The sequence below is a fragment of the Amycolatopsis sp. NPDC006125 genome, from assembly GCF_040614195.1.
GTDB lineage: Bacteria > Actinomycetota > Actinomycetes > Mycobacteriales > Pseudonocardiaceae > Amycolatopsis_E > Amycolatopsis_E tucumanensis.
The window spans coordinates 1-13,978 of sequence record NZ_JBEXTZ010000044.1 but is presented as its reverse complement, the minus strand read 5'-3'; the positions used below and the strand labels follow the sequence as shown (position 1 = coordinate 13,978).

Here is a 13,978-nt window from a genome sequence, read left to right as displayed (position 1 = left end):
CGCATGGGCATCGAGCTGCCGCGGGAACTCGCCGATCTCGCCGCGGAGACCGGGCTGTCCTGGCCGGACGCGGACGAGGACAGGTTGCGTGAGCAGGCGTCCGCCTGGCGCGACGCGCACCGCGAACTGACCGCGCTCGCCGCGGAGGCTGACCAGCAGGCGGGCACCGCGGTCGCCGCGCTGTCCCGGGACGCGGGCGAGGCGGCCGGGCGGGCGTGGTCGGCGTTCGTCGACCCGGAGAACGGGCACCTCACCGCCGCCGCCCGTGGCGCCGCCGAAGCCGCCGACCGGTTGGACAACGCGGCCGAGCAGGTCGGCGCCGCGAAGGTCGAACTGGTGCGGCAGCTCGTCGAGGCCGCGAAGAACCGGGACGCGAGCCTCGCCGCCGCGGAGAACGGCCACCCGACCGCGATCCTCGGCGTCGAACCGATCCTGCGCGGCACCGCGGCGAACCTGGCGGTCGTGACGCACGGCCTCGCCGCGACCCTCGGTCCGGCGCCGGTCGGCTCGCTGGTCACTCCGCTCGTCGAGCCGAACCCGGGCGCCCGCACGCCGGACGGTCAGGGCGCCCTGCTCGGGGTGGTCACCGGGCTGGCGCCGGAACTGGTGGCGCCGGTAGTCACGCCGTCCCCCGCGGTGCTCGGCAGCGCGTCGCCGGCCGCGCCGGCCGCGCCGTCCGCGCCGGCTGTGCCGTCGGCGGTGGCCTCGGCCGTGCTGACGCCGCCGGTGGTGCCGCCCGTGGTCCCCGAACCGGCCTTCGCCGACACCGACACCGGCCCGATCCAGCTGCCGGACCCGCCGACCCCGCCGTCGCTGCCGCAGTACGAGGGGCTGCTGGACTCCGGGGGCTTCGACGAGGTGCCGACGCCGTCGACCGGGCTGCCGAACGCGACCGTCGCCGCCGGGTTCTCCGAGAACGCCGTGCCGCCGATGGGAATGCCGGGGATGCCCGGACTGCCGGGCGCGCCCGCTCCGGCTGCCGGGTACGCGCCGGCGGCTCCCGCGGCCGGGTACGCGGCCCCCTTCGCGCCGCAGGCACCAGTCGCGCCGCAGCCGCCGGTCGCGCCGCAAGCACCGGTCGGGCCGCAGCCGCCGGTCGCGCCGGGCCCGCGCCAGCCGTACCAGCCGTATCCCGAACCCGCCTCGCGCGCGCCGGAGCCGATGGGCGCGCCGCGGCAGGAGCGGGAGACGATCGTCGCGTTGTTCCGGGTCCACATGTTCCCGATCGGCCACCTGCCCGTCGCCACCGACAAGCCGGCGCGGCAGCTGCCAGCGCCGCCGTGCGAGGTCGACTACGCGCCGGGACTGCGGTTCCCGCCGCACGACCACCCGCGCTCGGACCTGATCCGCACCGACGACGCGCTGGCGAAGGTCCAGGCCGGGTACGGCCGCCGTCCCTCGCCCGCCGGGACGCCCCCGGCCGAGGTGCTCGCCGGGTACGACCCGCTGGGCGGTCTGCACGAACGCGACTGGGACCGCCGGTTCCTCGCCGGGAAGCGCCGCGAGGTGCCGGAGTACGCGTGGCCGCCGGGCGAGCTGTACCCCGAGGGCGGCACCGCGGAGGGCGAGCCGGAGGTGCTGGCCGAGGGCACGGTGCTGGACCGGTTCGGCGATCCGCGCGGCCGGGTGTTCGCCCCGGACGGCACCCCGTTCGCGCGGCGGTCGCTGCCGCCGCCGGTCCGCGACGCCGGCTACCGGCGGTACCGCGTGCTGCGGGACGTGCCGGTGTGGCGCGCGGTGTCGGCGCCGTGGTTCGGGCAGCCCGGCGGCGGCGAGCGATACCGGGCGGTCTATTCGGCCGACGAGCTGGTCACCCTGGGGTATCTGGCGGACATCACGTTCGAGGAGGGCGCTGCGCAGTGAACGTCGAGTCGATCGTGCGGTGGCTGGCGGCCATCGGGGTGCCCGGCGAGGTGATCTCGATCGGCAAGGAGGCCGACAACGCGTGGTGCCTGCTGCGCGTCGAGGAGTCCGAAGAGGGCGGCCCGGTGTGGGAGGTGTTCTGGCGCGAGCAGGGCAACCGCTACGACTGGGCCCGGTTCACCAACGAGCAGGTCGCCTGCCACTACCTGTTCGGCAGGCTGGCGTGGTCGCAGGTCGCCCGCGGTGCGGTGGGGTTGCTGCCCGCGCCGGCTTAAGACGGGCTGACGGCACCGTTAAGGAATTCGCGCTGGTGCTCGCGGGGCGCCGCGGTGATGCTCGATCCATGATCACCCCCGACACCAAGGACTGGACCTGGGTGCTGCGCGCGCCGTGCCCGGAATGCGGTTTCGACGCCGCGACGTTCACGCGCGAAGACGTGCCCGCGATGCTGCGCGCGAACGCCGGCGCCTGGCGCGAGGCGCTGGGCCGGCCGGACGCGCGAGAGCGGCCGGCGCCGGACAAGTGGTCCACCTTGGAGTACGGGTGCCACGTGCGCGACGTGTGCCGGATCTACCTGGAGCGCCTGCGGCTGATCCGCACGCAGGACGCCCCGCGGTTCCCGAACTGGGACCAGGACGCGACGGCGGTCGAGGACCGGTACGACACCCAGGACCCGCGGGTGGTGGCGGACGAGCTGCTTGCGGCGGCGGACCGGCTGGCCACGGCGCTCGCCGAGGTGACCGGCGCGGAGTGGGACCGGACCGGCACCCGCAGCGACGGCGCGCACTTCACCGTCGACACCTTCGCGCGCTACTTCATCCACGACCCGCTGCACCACCTCTGGGACGTGACCGGCGAGCGCTACCGCCGCAGGTAGCCGAGCGCCTCGTCGTGCAGGTGCCCGTTCGACGACAGCGCCGAGCCGCCGTCGAAGCGCTCCGCGCCGGTCAGGTCGGAGAACCGGCCGCCGGCCTCGGTGAGCAGGATCTGCATCGGCGCGACGTCCCACGGGTTGACGATCGGCTCGGCCGCCAGGTCGATCGCGCCCTCGGCGACCAGGCAGTGCTGCCAGAAGTCGCCGAAGGCGCGGGTTTCCCAGCAGGCGTCCACGAGGCCCAGGTACGCCTCGCGCGAGTGGTACTCGGTCCACGAGCCCAGGTCCGTCGTGGACAGGTAGGCGTCGGACAGCGCGGACACCGCCGACACCGAGATCCGGCGCTCGCCCGCGGAGTCGCTCATCCACGCGCCCTCGCCCGCCGCGGCCCACCAGCGGCGGCCCAGCAGCGGCGCGCTGACCATGCCGACCACCGGCTGCCCGTCCTCGACCAGCGCGATCAACGTCGCCCACACCGGGCCGCCGCGCAGGAAGTTCTTCGTCCCGTCGATCGGGTCCAGCACCCACGCGCGGCCCGACTCCCAGTCCGTGCCGCCGCGTTCCTCGCCCGCCACGGCGTCGTCCGGGCGTTCGGCGGCGAGCACCTCGCGCACCGCGTCCTCGACCGCCGTGTCCGCGTCGGTGACCGGCGTGCGGTCCGGTTTGCTGCTGACCTTCAGGTCGCGGGCGCGGAACCGGGCCGTGGTGATCGAGTCCGCCGCGTCCGCGAGCTTCCCCGCCAGGATGAGATCGTCCGTGTAGCTCGCCACGCCACGATGTTTTCACGGGCCGCGGTCGTAGAGTTGGCCAGGTGAGCATGGTGTTGCTGGCCGAGGACGACCCGGCGATCGCGGACCCGCTGTCGCGTGCGCTCGAGCGGGAGGGCTACGACGTCGAAGTGGTGGGGGACGGCCCCGCGGTGCTCGACACCACCCAGGCCAAGCGGGTCGACCTGCTCGTGCTCGACCTCGGGCTGCCCGGCATGGACGGTCTGGAGGTGTGCCGCAGGCTGCGCGCGAACGGCAGCGAGCTGCCGGTGCTGATGCTCACCGCCCGCACCGACGAGGTCGACTTCGTGGTGGGCCTCGACGCCGGCGCGGACGACTACGTGGCCAAGCCGTTCCGGCTCGCCGAGCTGCTGGCCCGCATCCGCGCCCTGCTGCGCCGCCGGGCGCCCGAGGTGCTGGAAGCCGGCGGGGTGCGGATGGACCTCGGCGCGCGGATGGTGCTCGTGGACGGCCGCGAGGTGCAGCTGGCGAACAAGGAGTTCGAGCTGCTGCGGGTGCTGATGAGCCACGCCGGGCAGGTGGTGAGCCGCGACGAGATCCTCGCCGAGGTGTGGAACGACCTGGAGTCCAAGACGTCCAAGACGCTCGACATGCACATGTCGTGGCTGCGCCGGAAGCTGTCGGTGACCAGCGACGGCAAGGGGTCGGTGATCCACCACGGCGACGGTGAGCGGCGGATCGCGACTGTCCGCGGCGTCGGCTTCCGGTTCAACGCAGACTAGTGCGCCGCCGGATCCTGCTCGCCATCCTGCTCGCCGTCGCGGTGACCGCGGCGGCGCTGGGCATCCCGCTCGGCGTGACCGCGTGGAAGCTGGTCGACAGCATCTACAACGAGGACCTGGCCGGCCGCGCCGCGCAGATCGCCGCGACGCTGGACACCGAGCTGGCCGACGGCGCGCTCGACCAGAACGACCTCACGCAGGTGTCGGTCGCCATCCCGCAGGGCGGCAAGCTGGTCGTCGAGGTGCCGGGCCAGGACCGGATGACCGAGGGCGCCGACCCGGGGGCGGACCCGGTGACGGCGACCGTGCAGCTGGCGCGGCAGGGGCACCTGGAGCTGTCGATCCCGTCCGGGCCGCTGCGGTCGCGGCAGACCACAGTGACGCTGGCCGTGCTGCTGCTGGTGGTGTTCTCGGTGACGATCGGGACGGTGGTGGCGACCGTGACCGCCCGGCGGCTGGCCAAGCCGTTGCGGCACGTGGCCGAGCGGGCGGCGCGGCTCGGCGGCGGGGACTTCCGGCCGGACACCAGCCGCTACGGGATCGGTGAGCTGGACATGGTCGCCGAGGCGCTGGACACGTCGGGGACCGCGCTGGCGCAGCTCGTGCAGCGGGAGCGGCAGCTGGTCGGGGACGTGTCGCACCAGCTGCGGAGCAGGCTGACCGCGCTGCAGTTGCGGCTGGAGTCGCTGACGGTGGCCGACGACCCGGACACGGCGGAGGAGGCGCGGGCGGCGCAGGAGCAGGCGGACCGGTTGTCGGAGGCGCTGGAGGAGCTGCTGGCGGCGGCGCGCGCGGCGAGCGAGGTCGACACGGAGGCGCTGGAGCTGGCCGCGGAGCTGCCCGAGGTGTCGCAGGAGTGGCGGCAGTTGCTGCGCGCGGAGGGCCGCAACCTGCGCCTGCGAATCGGCGAGGGCCTGATGGCGCGGGCGACGCCCGGGCGGTTGCGCGAGGTGGTGGGCGTGCTGCTGGACAACGCGCTGCGGCACGGGGCGGGGACGGTCACGCTGGCCGCGCGCCGGGGCGAGACCGAGGGCACGGTGGTGGTCGAGGTGAGCGACACCGGCTCGGGAATTCCGGACGACCTCGCGCCGCACATCTTCGAGCGCGGTTTTTCCGGCGGCGGCTCGACGGGGGTCGGGCTGGCGCTGGCTCGTGCCCTGGCGGAAGCCGACGGCGGGCGGCTGGAACTGTCCAGCCGGCGGCCGGCGGTGTTCAGCCTGTTCCTGCGGGTGCCGAACCCGGGGGACGTGCCGGAGGTGCGCTGGCCCGCGGAGCGCGTGCCCCGCTGAGCGAGGCGAGCTTCAGCCGGCTGCCGTAAGCCCCTGGGGCGGCAGCGTCAGGCATTGCTGGGGCGGTTACGCCCGGGGCCGGTGGCGGAAGCGTGGCGCTGCCCGCGGGTGCCGGAAAGCATGAACGAGTGCTGGCCTGCGGAGCGCGTGCCGCCACTGCGCTGGGGCCAGCCGCGGCCGAACCCAGAGCGGGCAGCGTCAGGCGTTGCTGTCGGCCTCGTCGCGGGAGAGGTCCCTGCGGCGCTTCCCCAGTTCGTCTGGGAAGACCCACCGCTTGAAGCCCCAGAAGCGGAACACCATCGCCAGCAGCATGCCGATGATGGACCCGCTGACGAAGTCCGCCGCCTCCTGCGCGAACCGGCTCACGTGCGGCAGTTCCAGGTGCAGCACGTACCGCGACACCCACAGCGGAATCAGGTTCACGGCCACGGCCAGGCCGCTGATCACGAAGAACAGCGCCGCCTCGTGGTGCCTTTCCCGTCCCCCACGAGTCCGGAACGACCATTCGCGATTGAGAATGTAGGACACGATGGTCGCGACGATGATCGCGATCGCTTTCGCGGTGGTCGGCTTGTCTTCCAGCACGCTCAGTTTCAGCAGGTACCAGACACCGTTGTCGACGATGAAGGTCGTTCCGCCGACGATCCCGAATTTGAGCAGCTCCCGATGTTTGATCAACACCGAGCGCAGTGGCTCGGGCGTGTGCGACAACACGCTTTCCACAACGGTCACTTGCGCAGTGTACGTAGTCCGCGAAACGGGGGATCGTCAGGCGGCCGCGAGAGCCGGTTTCATCCCATTCATTTCGGCGGGTACGGGATCCACGGCAACCACCACCACGGCCGCCCGTGGTCCTTGGTCGTCGAGGTGGTCGTCGTGGTCGACGGGGTCGTCGGCGAAACCGTCGTCGTGCTGCTCGACGTCGTCGTGGTCGTCGATCCGCTCGTGGACGGGTCGGTCGTCGTCGCGGGCTTCGACGACGGCGTCACCGTCGTGCTGGTCGGGGCGAGCCCCGGCATCCCGCAGTGCGGCAACCAGCAGTCGAACGTGACGGTCCGCGAGGCGTGGGCGCGGCCCAGCGTCGCCGAGACGGTGACGGTCCGGGATTCCTTCTTCGGCCGGTCCAGCTCGAACCACAGCCGCAGGTGCTCACCGGGCTGGAGCGCGTTCAGGCTGGTGCAGGTGGTCGTCGGGCCGCTGTCGCACGCCGCCCGGAAGTTGCCCAGGATCAGCCGCGCGTCGGTGTCGATCGAGAGGGTGACGGGCTTGGTGTTCTCGCCCTTGTTGACCACGTCGACGGACAGCCACGCGGACCGGCCCCACGCGGGCTGGCCGCTCCACAGGGCCGTCGCTTCCAGGGCCAGGTCGTCCGGCAGCTCGGCGACCGCCACCGGCACGTTCACCGACAGGCGGATGTTCGCGCCCGCGTTCACCGTCCCGGTCACCTGGCCCGAGGACGCCGTCCGGTCCGCCTTCAGCAGGAACGTCAGCACCGCGGTCTCACCGGGCTGCAGCCCGCGCGGCGTGGTGCAGGTGACCGTGCCCTCGCCCGGCGGGCAGTTCACCAGCAACGGCCCGGCAGCGGCCTGCGCGGCGTAACCACCGGCGCCGCCACCACCGCCACCGGCAGGCACGACGCTGATGCCGGGCGGCAGGTTCAGCGTCGCCGCGACCGGTTCGGACACCGAGGCGCCGCTGTTGCGCACCGTGATCGGCAGGGCGACCGCGTCCCCGCCCGGTTCCAGTTCGAGTGCCGAAGCCGGGCCTTCCGCGGTGATGTTCGCGGGCCCGGCGGGCGGCGGTGGCGGCGGCGCCGGGGTCGGCGCGGGCGCGGGGGCCGGGGGCACGACCGGCGCGGGTGCCGGTTCGACGGCCGGCGCGGGCGGCGCGGCGGGCGGAGCAGCGGGGGGCGCCGGTGGCTGGGCCGGCGCGACGGCGGGCGGTGGCGCCGGAGCCGACGCGGCCGCCGGGATTTCCTGCGTGCCGCCACCCGCGGCCAGCGCGGCGGCGACCGCGGCGGCCACCGCCGTCCCGGCGACGCCGACGCCGACGAACTGCCGCGGCCCGGCGGCGGCGAGCGAAGCCGCCCCACCGGCAGACCCGGCCGCGGCGCCCGCGGTCGCCACGGTCGCGGCCGTCGCCTTGCCCGCGGTCGCGAGGTAGCCCAGCGCCGCCCCGCCGAGCACGATCGGCGCGATGATCGCCCGCAGCGCGCCGTTGACCTCGGCCAGTTCGGCGGCCAGCGCGCGGCAGTCGTCGCACTCGTCCAGGTGCGCCTCGACCTGGGCGCGTTCCCGTTTCGACAGGCCGTCGCGGGTCCACGCGCCCAGCCGCTCGGCGCAGGCGCGGCACTTCTCGGCGGACGTCTCGGCGAGGTGGACCTGCAGGTAGGCCTGCCGCAGGCCCTCGCGGGCGCGGTAGGCGAGCGCGGACACCCCGTTCGGCGTCAGGCCCAGCAGCGGCGCGACCTCCGCCGGGCTCTGCTGCTCGATCTCGGTGTGCCACAGCACCGCCTGCCAGCGCTCGGGCAGGGACGCGAAGGCCTTGGCCGCCATCGTCCGCTCCAGGCCGGCGACGGCGGTGTCGGAGAACTGGACGGTCAGCGCCTCCGCGCCGACCGTCGTCATGTCCTCGTTGAGGTCGACGCGCTTGTCCTTGCGGGTCTTGTCGTAGGCGGTGTGCCGCAGCGCGGTGAGCAGGTAGGCGCGGAAGGCGCTGTCCGGGCCCTTGCCGCCGCGCAGCGTGTCGAGGACCTTCGCGAACGCGTCGGACACCAGGTCGTCGGCCTCGGCGTTGGACCGCGCGAGCTGACGCGCCAGGTTGTAGGCCGCGCCCACGTGCCGTTCGTAGAGCGTGCCGTAGGCGGCCAGGGTGCCGGTGCGGACGTCGGTGATCAACTCCGCGTCGCTCTTGCCCTCGAAATCGGCCGGAAGGGTGGACACCGCTCTCCTTATCCCCAGTGTTGCGCGATCAGTGTGACTGACCGGCCCGGCCTCGTCACGCAACACCTCGCCCTATTGACCCGCACGGTGTAATTCCGTCACGACCCGCCGCGTGGATCGTCACTTCACCGGAACAGCGGTCGCGGGACGAGAGGACGGTTGCCAGTGGACGTGCCGGCCATGGGTTTGCGGCTCGAACCGGAGCCCGGCGGCGACGGCCGATCCCTGGCTGAGCTGCGGGCGCGCTGGCGGTCCGCGAGCCTGGCCGCGGGTTGGCGTTTCCCCAGCGACTGGGCGTTGCCGGAGGTCGACACGGTGTGCGCGGCGCTGCTGCGCAGGGGCGCGGCGGAAATCCCGATCGCGGGCCTGGCCAGGGCGCGGGCCGCGGCGGGTGCGGGGCTGGCCGAGACGCTCGCGGATCTGGCGGCGTTGCACGCCGTGATCACCCCGCCGGGGGATTCAGGTGGTCTGGTGAGCCCGGACGTGGACGCGCTGCCGTCCCGGCTACTGCGGGTGGCGGCGCTCGCGTGGGCCGAGGTCGCGATGGACAAGCTCGCCACCACCGAGGTCATCGACCCGCTCACCGGCCTGCCCACCGCGTCCTACCTGCGGACCCGGCTGCGCGAGTTGTACGGGCGGCCTGCCCATCAGGTGTCCGAGGACCACACGCTGCTGGTCGTCTCGGTCGACCTGTCCGGGGTGACCGGCTGGTCGCGGCTCACCGCGATGATCCTGATCGCCGAGGCGCTGCGGGTGGTGTTCGACGGCGGCGAGAGCATCGCGAAGCTCGGGCCGTCGACGGTCGCCGCGGCGGTCCCGCGCGACGGCCGGATCGCCGCGAAAGCCGTGATGCTGCGGCGCGAGCTGCACGAGCGCCTGTCGGTCGACGACCAGCTGGAATCGGTCAGCCCGCCGAAGATCAAGCTGGTCCGGCTGCCCGCGACGCACGATTCCGCGTGCGACCTGCTGCAGCGACTCGCACGAACCTGACCCTGTCGCCAACGATTGGCCGATTCGTGATTTCCTGAAAGGGTGACCCAGTCAGTGCCCGCCGCAGGCGGCGAACCGCTCAGCGAGCCGGCGCACCCGCGCCTGGCTCTGCGGACCTCGCTCGCCCGGTTGTCGGTGCGGCCGCGTTCGATCCTGCTGCTGTCGCTCGTCCCGCTGCTCGCGCTCGTCTTCGGTGTCGTCGGCTGGCTGCTCGACTGGCGGCTCGGCGTGGACAGCGCGGTGTACCGGGCGGGGGCGATCACGCTCCTGCACGGCGAACCGCTCTACGACGCGAACACCCTGCCGCCGGAGCCGTGGTGGGCGCTGCTGCCGTTCACCTACCCGCCGACGGCCGCGCTGCTGTTCGTGCCGCTGGCGATCCTGCCGGTCCAGATCGCCTGGGGTGTGCTGACCGCGATCTCGGTGCTGGCGATGGCGCTCGTGGTGCGGGTGGCGATCGGCTCGCTGCCGACCCCGCCCGCCGTCCGCCGCTGGTGGTCCTCGCCGGCCCGCGCGACGCTGCTGTTCTCGCTGGTCATGCTCGGTCTCGAGCCGGTCTGGCGGACGATCTTCCTCGGCCAGATCAACCTGATCCTGATGGCCGTCGTCGTGCTCGACGTCCTCGTGATCACCACCCGCAATTCCCGCTGGGGCGGGGTGCTGGTCGGCATCGCCTCGGCGGTGAAGCTGACGCCGCTGGTGTTCGTCGCGCACCTGTTCCTGACCGGCCGCCGCCGCGAGGCGTTCCGCGCGTTCGGCGTGTTCCTCGGCCTGCAGCTGCTGATGCTGGCGCTGATCCCGGGCGACACGATCCGCTACTGGACCAAGACGATCTCCGACACCGGACGCATCGGCCCGGTGCACTGGGCGGGCAACCAGTCGCTGAACGGCCTGATGAACCGGCTCACCGACCTCGCGCCGTGGGCCTCGAAGGCGGCGCTCGGCGTCGCGGCGCTGCTGGCGATCCCGGCCGTGTGGCTGATGCTGCGCTTCCACCGCCGCGGGCAGGCGCTGGCGGCCCTGCTCGTCACCGCGTTCTTCGGGCTGCTGGCCTCGCCGATTTCGTGGTCGCACCACTGGGTCTGGGCCGTGCCGCTGATCGTGCTGCTGGTGTCCCGGCTGCCGCAGGCCACGCTCGCGAACGCGTGGAAGCGCTGGGTCGCCACCGGGGCGGTGGTCGCGGTGTTCATCAGCTGCGTGCTGCTGGCGCTGCCCAACGGGCGCAACATCGAGCTGCACTGGAAGTTCTGGCAGACCGTGCTCGGCAACGCCTACATCCTCACGCCGCTGGTCCTGACGGTGGTGCTGGTGACGCGTTGGGCACTCCAGCGCCGGCGGGAGCGGGCGCGTGACGACGTTGCGGTCCCGGGCTGAGCCCGCACTCGTCGGCGTCCTCGTCCTGGGCGCGTTCGCGGCCGGGGTGGCCGTCTGGCTCGCGGGCTGGCACCTGGGCGCGGACAGCGCGGTCTACCGCGCCGGCGCGCTGACCTTCCTGCAGGGCGACGCGGTCTACACCCCGGAGCGGCTGACCGCGCTGCCGTCGTGGGTGTCGCTGCCGTTCACCTACCCGCCCGCGGCGGCGTTGCTGTTCGTCCCGCTCACCGCGCTGCCCAGCGGACTGACCTGGGGCGTGCTGGCCGCGACGTCGGTGCTGTCGCTCGCCGTGGTGGTCCGCGTGAGCGGGCGGTTCCGCGGCTGGGCGGTCGCCGGGCTGACGGTGGGGGCGCTGGCGCTGGAGCCGGTCTGGAAGACGATCTTCCTCGGCCAGATCAACCTGGTGTTGCTCGCGCTGGTCGTGGTCGACGTGCTGGTGCTGGCCGGCTCGCGCTGGTCCGGCGTGCTGATCGGCGTCGCGGCCGCGGTGAAGCTGACGCCGCTGATCTTCGTGGCGCACCTGTTCGTCACCGGCCGGTGGCGCGACGGCCTGCGTGCGCTGGCCACGTTCGCCGGGCTCCAGGCCGTGATGTTCGTGCTGATGCCCGGCGACGCCGCGCGGTACTGGGCCGAGGCCGCGTTCGACCCGCACCGCGTGGGCGGGGTGTCCTGGATCTTCAACCAGTCGCTCGGCGGGCTGGTCAACCGGCTGTCGCACGAGGCGTCCTGGTCGACGGCGGTCGCGCTGGGCGTCGGGGCGGTGCTGGCGGTGCCCGCGGTGTGGCTGGTCCGGCGGCTGCACCGGCGTGGCGAGACGCTGGCCGCGTTGCTGGTGACCGCCTTCTTCGGGCTGCTGGTCTCGCCGGTGTCGTGGTCGCACCACTGGGTGTGGGCGGTGCCGCTGATCGTGCTGCTCGCGTCGAAGGCGCGCTGGGTGTGGGCGGGCCTGGTGGCCGCGTTCTTCGCCAGCTGCGTGGTGATGCTGGTGCCCAACGGCGGCGACACCGAGTTCGGGTGGGGGCCGGAGCTGTTCGTGCCCGGCAACGCGTACGTGCTGGCCGCCGCGCTGGGAATCCTCGGGCTGGCGGCCCGTGAGCTGCGTCTCGCCGTAATCTAGAGCCGTTATGGACAAGCGCACAGGTCTCCCGGTCGTCGGGATGGTGGGCGGCGGCCAGCTCGCCCGGATGACACATCAGGCCGCGATTTCGCTGGGACAGTCGCTCCGGGTCCTCGCGATCGACGAGAACGACGCCGCCGGCCTGGTCGCCGGGCAGGTCCAGATCGGTCACCACACCGACCTCGACGCGCTGCGCGAGTTCGCCAAGACCGTCGACGTGGTCACCTTCGACCACGAGCACGTCCCGTGGGAGCACCTGTTCGCGCTGGTCAACGAGGGCTTCACGGTGCGGCCGGGGCCGGACGCGCTGGCGTTCGCGCAGAACAAGCTGGTGATGCGCGACCACCTGTCGGCCACCGGCTTCCCGTGCCCGCCGTACGCCGAGGTGTCCGAAGTGGAGGACCTCCTCAAGTTCGGCGCCGAGCACGGCTGGCCGGTCGTGCTGAAGGCGGCCACCGGCGGCTACGACGGCCGTGGCGTGTGGATGGTCGAGTCCGACGCCGAGGCGCGCACGCTGGTGCCCGAGCTGCTCGCCGCGGGCACCGAGCTGCTGGTCGAGCAGCGCGTCGCCATGAAGCGGGAGCTGTCCGCGCTGGTCGCCCGCTCGCCGTTCGGGCAGGGCGCGGCCTGGCCGGTCGTGGAGACGGTGCAGGAGAACGGCATCAACACCGAGGTGCTGGCGCCCGCGCCGGGCCTGACCTCGCGGCAGGTGCACGAGGCGCAGGAGCTGGCGCTGCGGCTGGCGAACGAGCTGAACGTGGTCGGCATCCTGGCGGTCGAGCTGTTCGAGACCGACGGCGGCCTGTTGATCAACGAGCTGGCGATGCGGCCGCACAACTCCGGTCACTGGACGATGGACGGCTCGGCCACCTCGCAGTTCGAGCAGCACGTGCGCGCGGTCCTGGACTACCCGCTGGGCGTGACCGACCTGATCGCGCCGACGGTGATGGCCAACGTCCTCGGCGCGCCGGAAACGCCGCGGATGGCGCCCGACGAGCGGCTGCACCACCTGTTCGCGCGCTTCCCGGACGCGCGCGTGCACCTCTACGGCAAGGGCGAGCGGCCCGGCCGCAAGCTCGGGCACGTCAACTTCGTTGGCGGCGACCTGGACAACCTGCGGACCCGCGCCAAGCTGGCCGCGCACTGGCTGTCGCACGCCGAATGGCCCGACGGCTACGACATCCACTGAGAGGAAGACGCGTGACCGACGTCGGCGTGATCATGGGCAGCGACTCCGACTGGCCCGTGCTCGAAGCGGCCGGGACGGCGCTGGACGAGTTCGGCGTGTCCTACGAGGTCGGCGTGTACTCCGCGCACCGGACCCCGCAGCGGATGCTCGACTACGCGCGCAGCGCGGCGGACCGCGGCATCAAGGTGATCATCGCCGGCGCCGGGGGAGCCGCGCACCTGCCCGGCATGGTCGCCTCGGCGACGGTGCTGCCGGTGATCGGCGTGCCGGTCCCGCTGAAGTACCTGGACGGCATGGACTCGCTGCTGTCGATCGTGCAGATGCCGGCCGGGGTGCCGGTGGCGACGGTCTCGATCGGCGGCGCCCGCAACGCCGGGCTGCTGGCCGTGCGGATCCTGGCCGCGCAGGACCCGGCGCTGCGGGAGAAGATGGCGGCCTTCCAGGCCGACCTCGAACAGCTGGTCCTCGACAAGGACGCCAAGCTCCAGGAGAAGCTCCCCTCGCAGAAATGAAATTTGCGGGACGGTGCGGGTGGCGGAACCTCAGAAGCCCCCTCGCTGTGGGATCGCCTCCTCATGAACGCCGGTTCACCACGTCGGCGCTGTCCTCGCGAGGGGGCTCCTGAGAACCCGCGGCGGTGCCGGCTGCGTGGGTGGTGAAAGCGGTGCTGCCGTGGAGTAGTTGGTCCTAGATGAGTAATTCCGATCTTGGTTAGTGGTCGTAGGCGATCAGGGATCGGGTTGTGGGTTGGCCGGTGGCGCGGTTGTGCCAGATGGCGGCGGTGAGGGCGAGGAGTCGTTGTGCGATGCGGGCGGTGACGCCTTCGAAGG

Annotated in this window: 13 protein-coding genes and 1 pseudogene; 10 read left to right on the top strand and 4 right to left on the bottom strand. The window is 73.2% G+C overall.

All coding sequences use genetic code 11. From position 1 onward, the window contains the following. Positions 1–3 precede the first annotated feature (3 nt). The 3 genes from ABZ193_RS22555 to ABZ193_RS22545 all read left to right on the top strand — a co-directional run bounded on the left by ABZ193_RS22555 (position 4) and on the right by ABZ193_RS22545 (position 2,740). Positions 4–1,863, top strand: coding sequence for a TNT domain-containing protein (locus ABZ193_RS22555; protein WP_354711343.1), 1,860 nt, complete (start codon positions 4–6; stop codon positions 1,861–1,863). Beyond that, on the top strand, positions 1,860–2,138 hold the full coding sequence (locus ABZ193_RS22550) for a hypothetical protein (protein ID WP_017986852.1): 279 nt from the start codon (positions 1,860–1,862) through the stop codon (positions 2,136–2,138). Before ABZ193_RS22555 ends, ABZ193_RS22550 begins: the two co-directional genes overlap by 4 nt. Before the next feature lie 68 nt (positions 2,139–2,206). Further along, positions 2,207–2,740, top strand: coding sequence for a DinB family protein (locus ABZ193_RS22545; RefSeq protein ID WP_354711341.1), 534 nt, complete (start codon positions 2,207–2,209; stop codon positions 2,738–2,740). Here the strand turns inward: ABZ193_RS22545 and hisN are convergent. Further along, complete coding sequence (gene hisN, locus ABZ193_RS22540; protein WP_020423028.1) at positions 2,725–3,507, bottom strand: histidinol-phosphatase; 783 nt, start codon at positions 3,505–3,507, stop codon at positions 2,725–2,727. The two genes, ABZ193_RS22545 and hisN, sit on opposite strands and share 16 nt — an antisense overlap. 47 nt (positions 3,508–3,554) lie before the next feature. On the opposite strand from hisN, the gene ABZ193_RS22535 reads away from it, so the two are divergent. After that, on the top strand, positions 3,555–4,247 hold the full coding sequence (locus tag ABZ193_RS22535; protein WP_026153804.1) for a response regulator transcription factor: 693 nt from the start codon (positions 3,555–3,557) through the stop codon (positions 4,245–4,247). Continuing rightward, positions 4,247–5,536 carry an ATP-binding protein gene (locus ABZ193_RS22530; RefSeq protein WP_020423027.1) on the top strand — a complete coding sequence of 430 codons (1,290 nt, stop codon included), beginning with the start codon at positions 4,247–4,249 and terminating at the stop codon, positions 5,534–5,536. The genes ABZ193_RS22535 and ABZ193_RS22530 overlap by 1 nt, the downstream gene beginning before the upstream one ends. 198 nt (positions 5,537–5,734) lie before the next feature. On the opposite strand, the gene ABZ193_RS22525 is transcribed toward ABZ193_RS22530, so the two are convergent. Next, positions 5,735–6,268, bottom strand: a complete 534-nt coding sequence (locus ABZ193_RS22525) for a GtrA family protein (RefSeq protein ID WP_020423026.1) — start codon at positions 6,266–6,268, stop codon at positions 5,735–5,737. Positions 6,269–6,336: 68 nt separating this feature from the next. After that, positions 6,337–8,478 (bottom strand): sigma-70 family RNA polymerase sigma factor, encoded by a 2,142-nt coding sequence (locus ABZ193_RS22520; protein ID WP_354711339.1) that lies wholly within the window; start codon positions 8,476–8,478, stop codon positions 6,337–6,339. A 180-nt stretch (positions 8,479–8,658) separates the two neighbouring features. Here ABZ193_RS22520 and ABZ193_RS22515 point away from each other — a divergent pair, with 180 nt between their 5' ends. From ABZ193_RS22515 to purE, 5 genes are read left to right on the top strand one after another with little or no spacing between them, the layout of a single operon-like run. Beyond that, entirely contained in the window at positions 8,659–9,468 is an 810-nt protein-coding gene (locus ABZ193_RS22515; RefSeq protein ID WP_354711338.1) for a GGDEF domain-containing protein, read from the top strand. A gap of 42 nt (positions 9,469–9,510) precedes the next feature. Beyond that, positions 9,511–10,842 (top strand): glycosyltransferase 87 family protein, encoded by a 1,332-nt coding sequence (locus tag ABZ193_RS22510; RefSeq protein WP_020420999.1) that lies wholly within the window; start codon positions 9,511–9,513, stop codon positions 10,840–10,842. Beyond that, entirely contained in the window at positions 10,817–11,959 is a 1,143-nt protein-coding gene (locus tag ABZ193_RS22505) for a glycosyltransferase 87 family protein (RefSeq protein WP_354711337.1), read from the top strand. Before ABZ193_RS22510 ends, ABZ193_RS22505 begins: the two co-directional genes overlap by 26 nt. Before the next feature lie 7 nt (positions 11,960–11,966). Then, positions 11,967–13,148 (top strand): 5-(carboxyamino)imidazole ribonucleotide synthase, encoded by a 1,182-nt coding sequence (locus tag ABZ193_RS22500; RefSeq protein ID WP_020420997.1) that lies wholly within the window; start codon positions 11,967–11,969, stop codon positions 13,146–13,148. 32 nt (positions 13,149–13,180) lie between these two features. Next, on the top strand, positions 13,181–13,660 hold the full coding sequence (purE, locus tag ABZ193_RS22495; RefSeq protein WP_039791803.1) for a 5-(carboxyamino)imidazole ribonucleotide mutase: 480 nt from the start codon (positions 13,181–13,183) through the stop codon (positions 13,658–13,660). Between the two features lie 199 nt (positions 13,661–13,859). Here purE and ABZ193_RS22490 read toward each other — a convergent pair. Further along, positions 13,860–13,978, bottom strand: a pseudogene (locus tag ABZ193_RS22490) (IS982 family transposase); the annotation flags it as partial.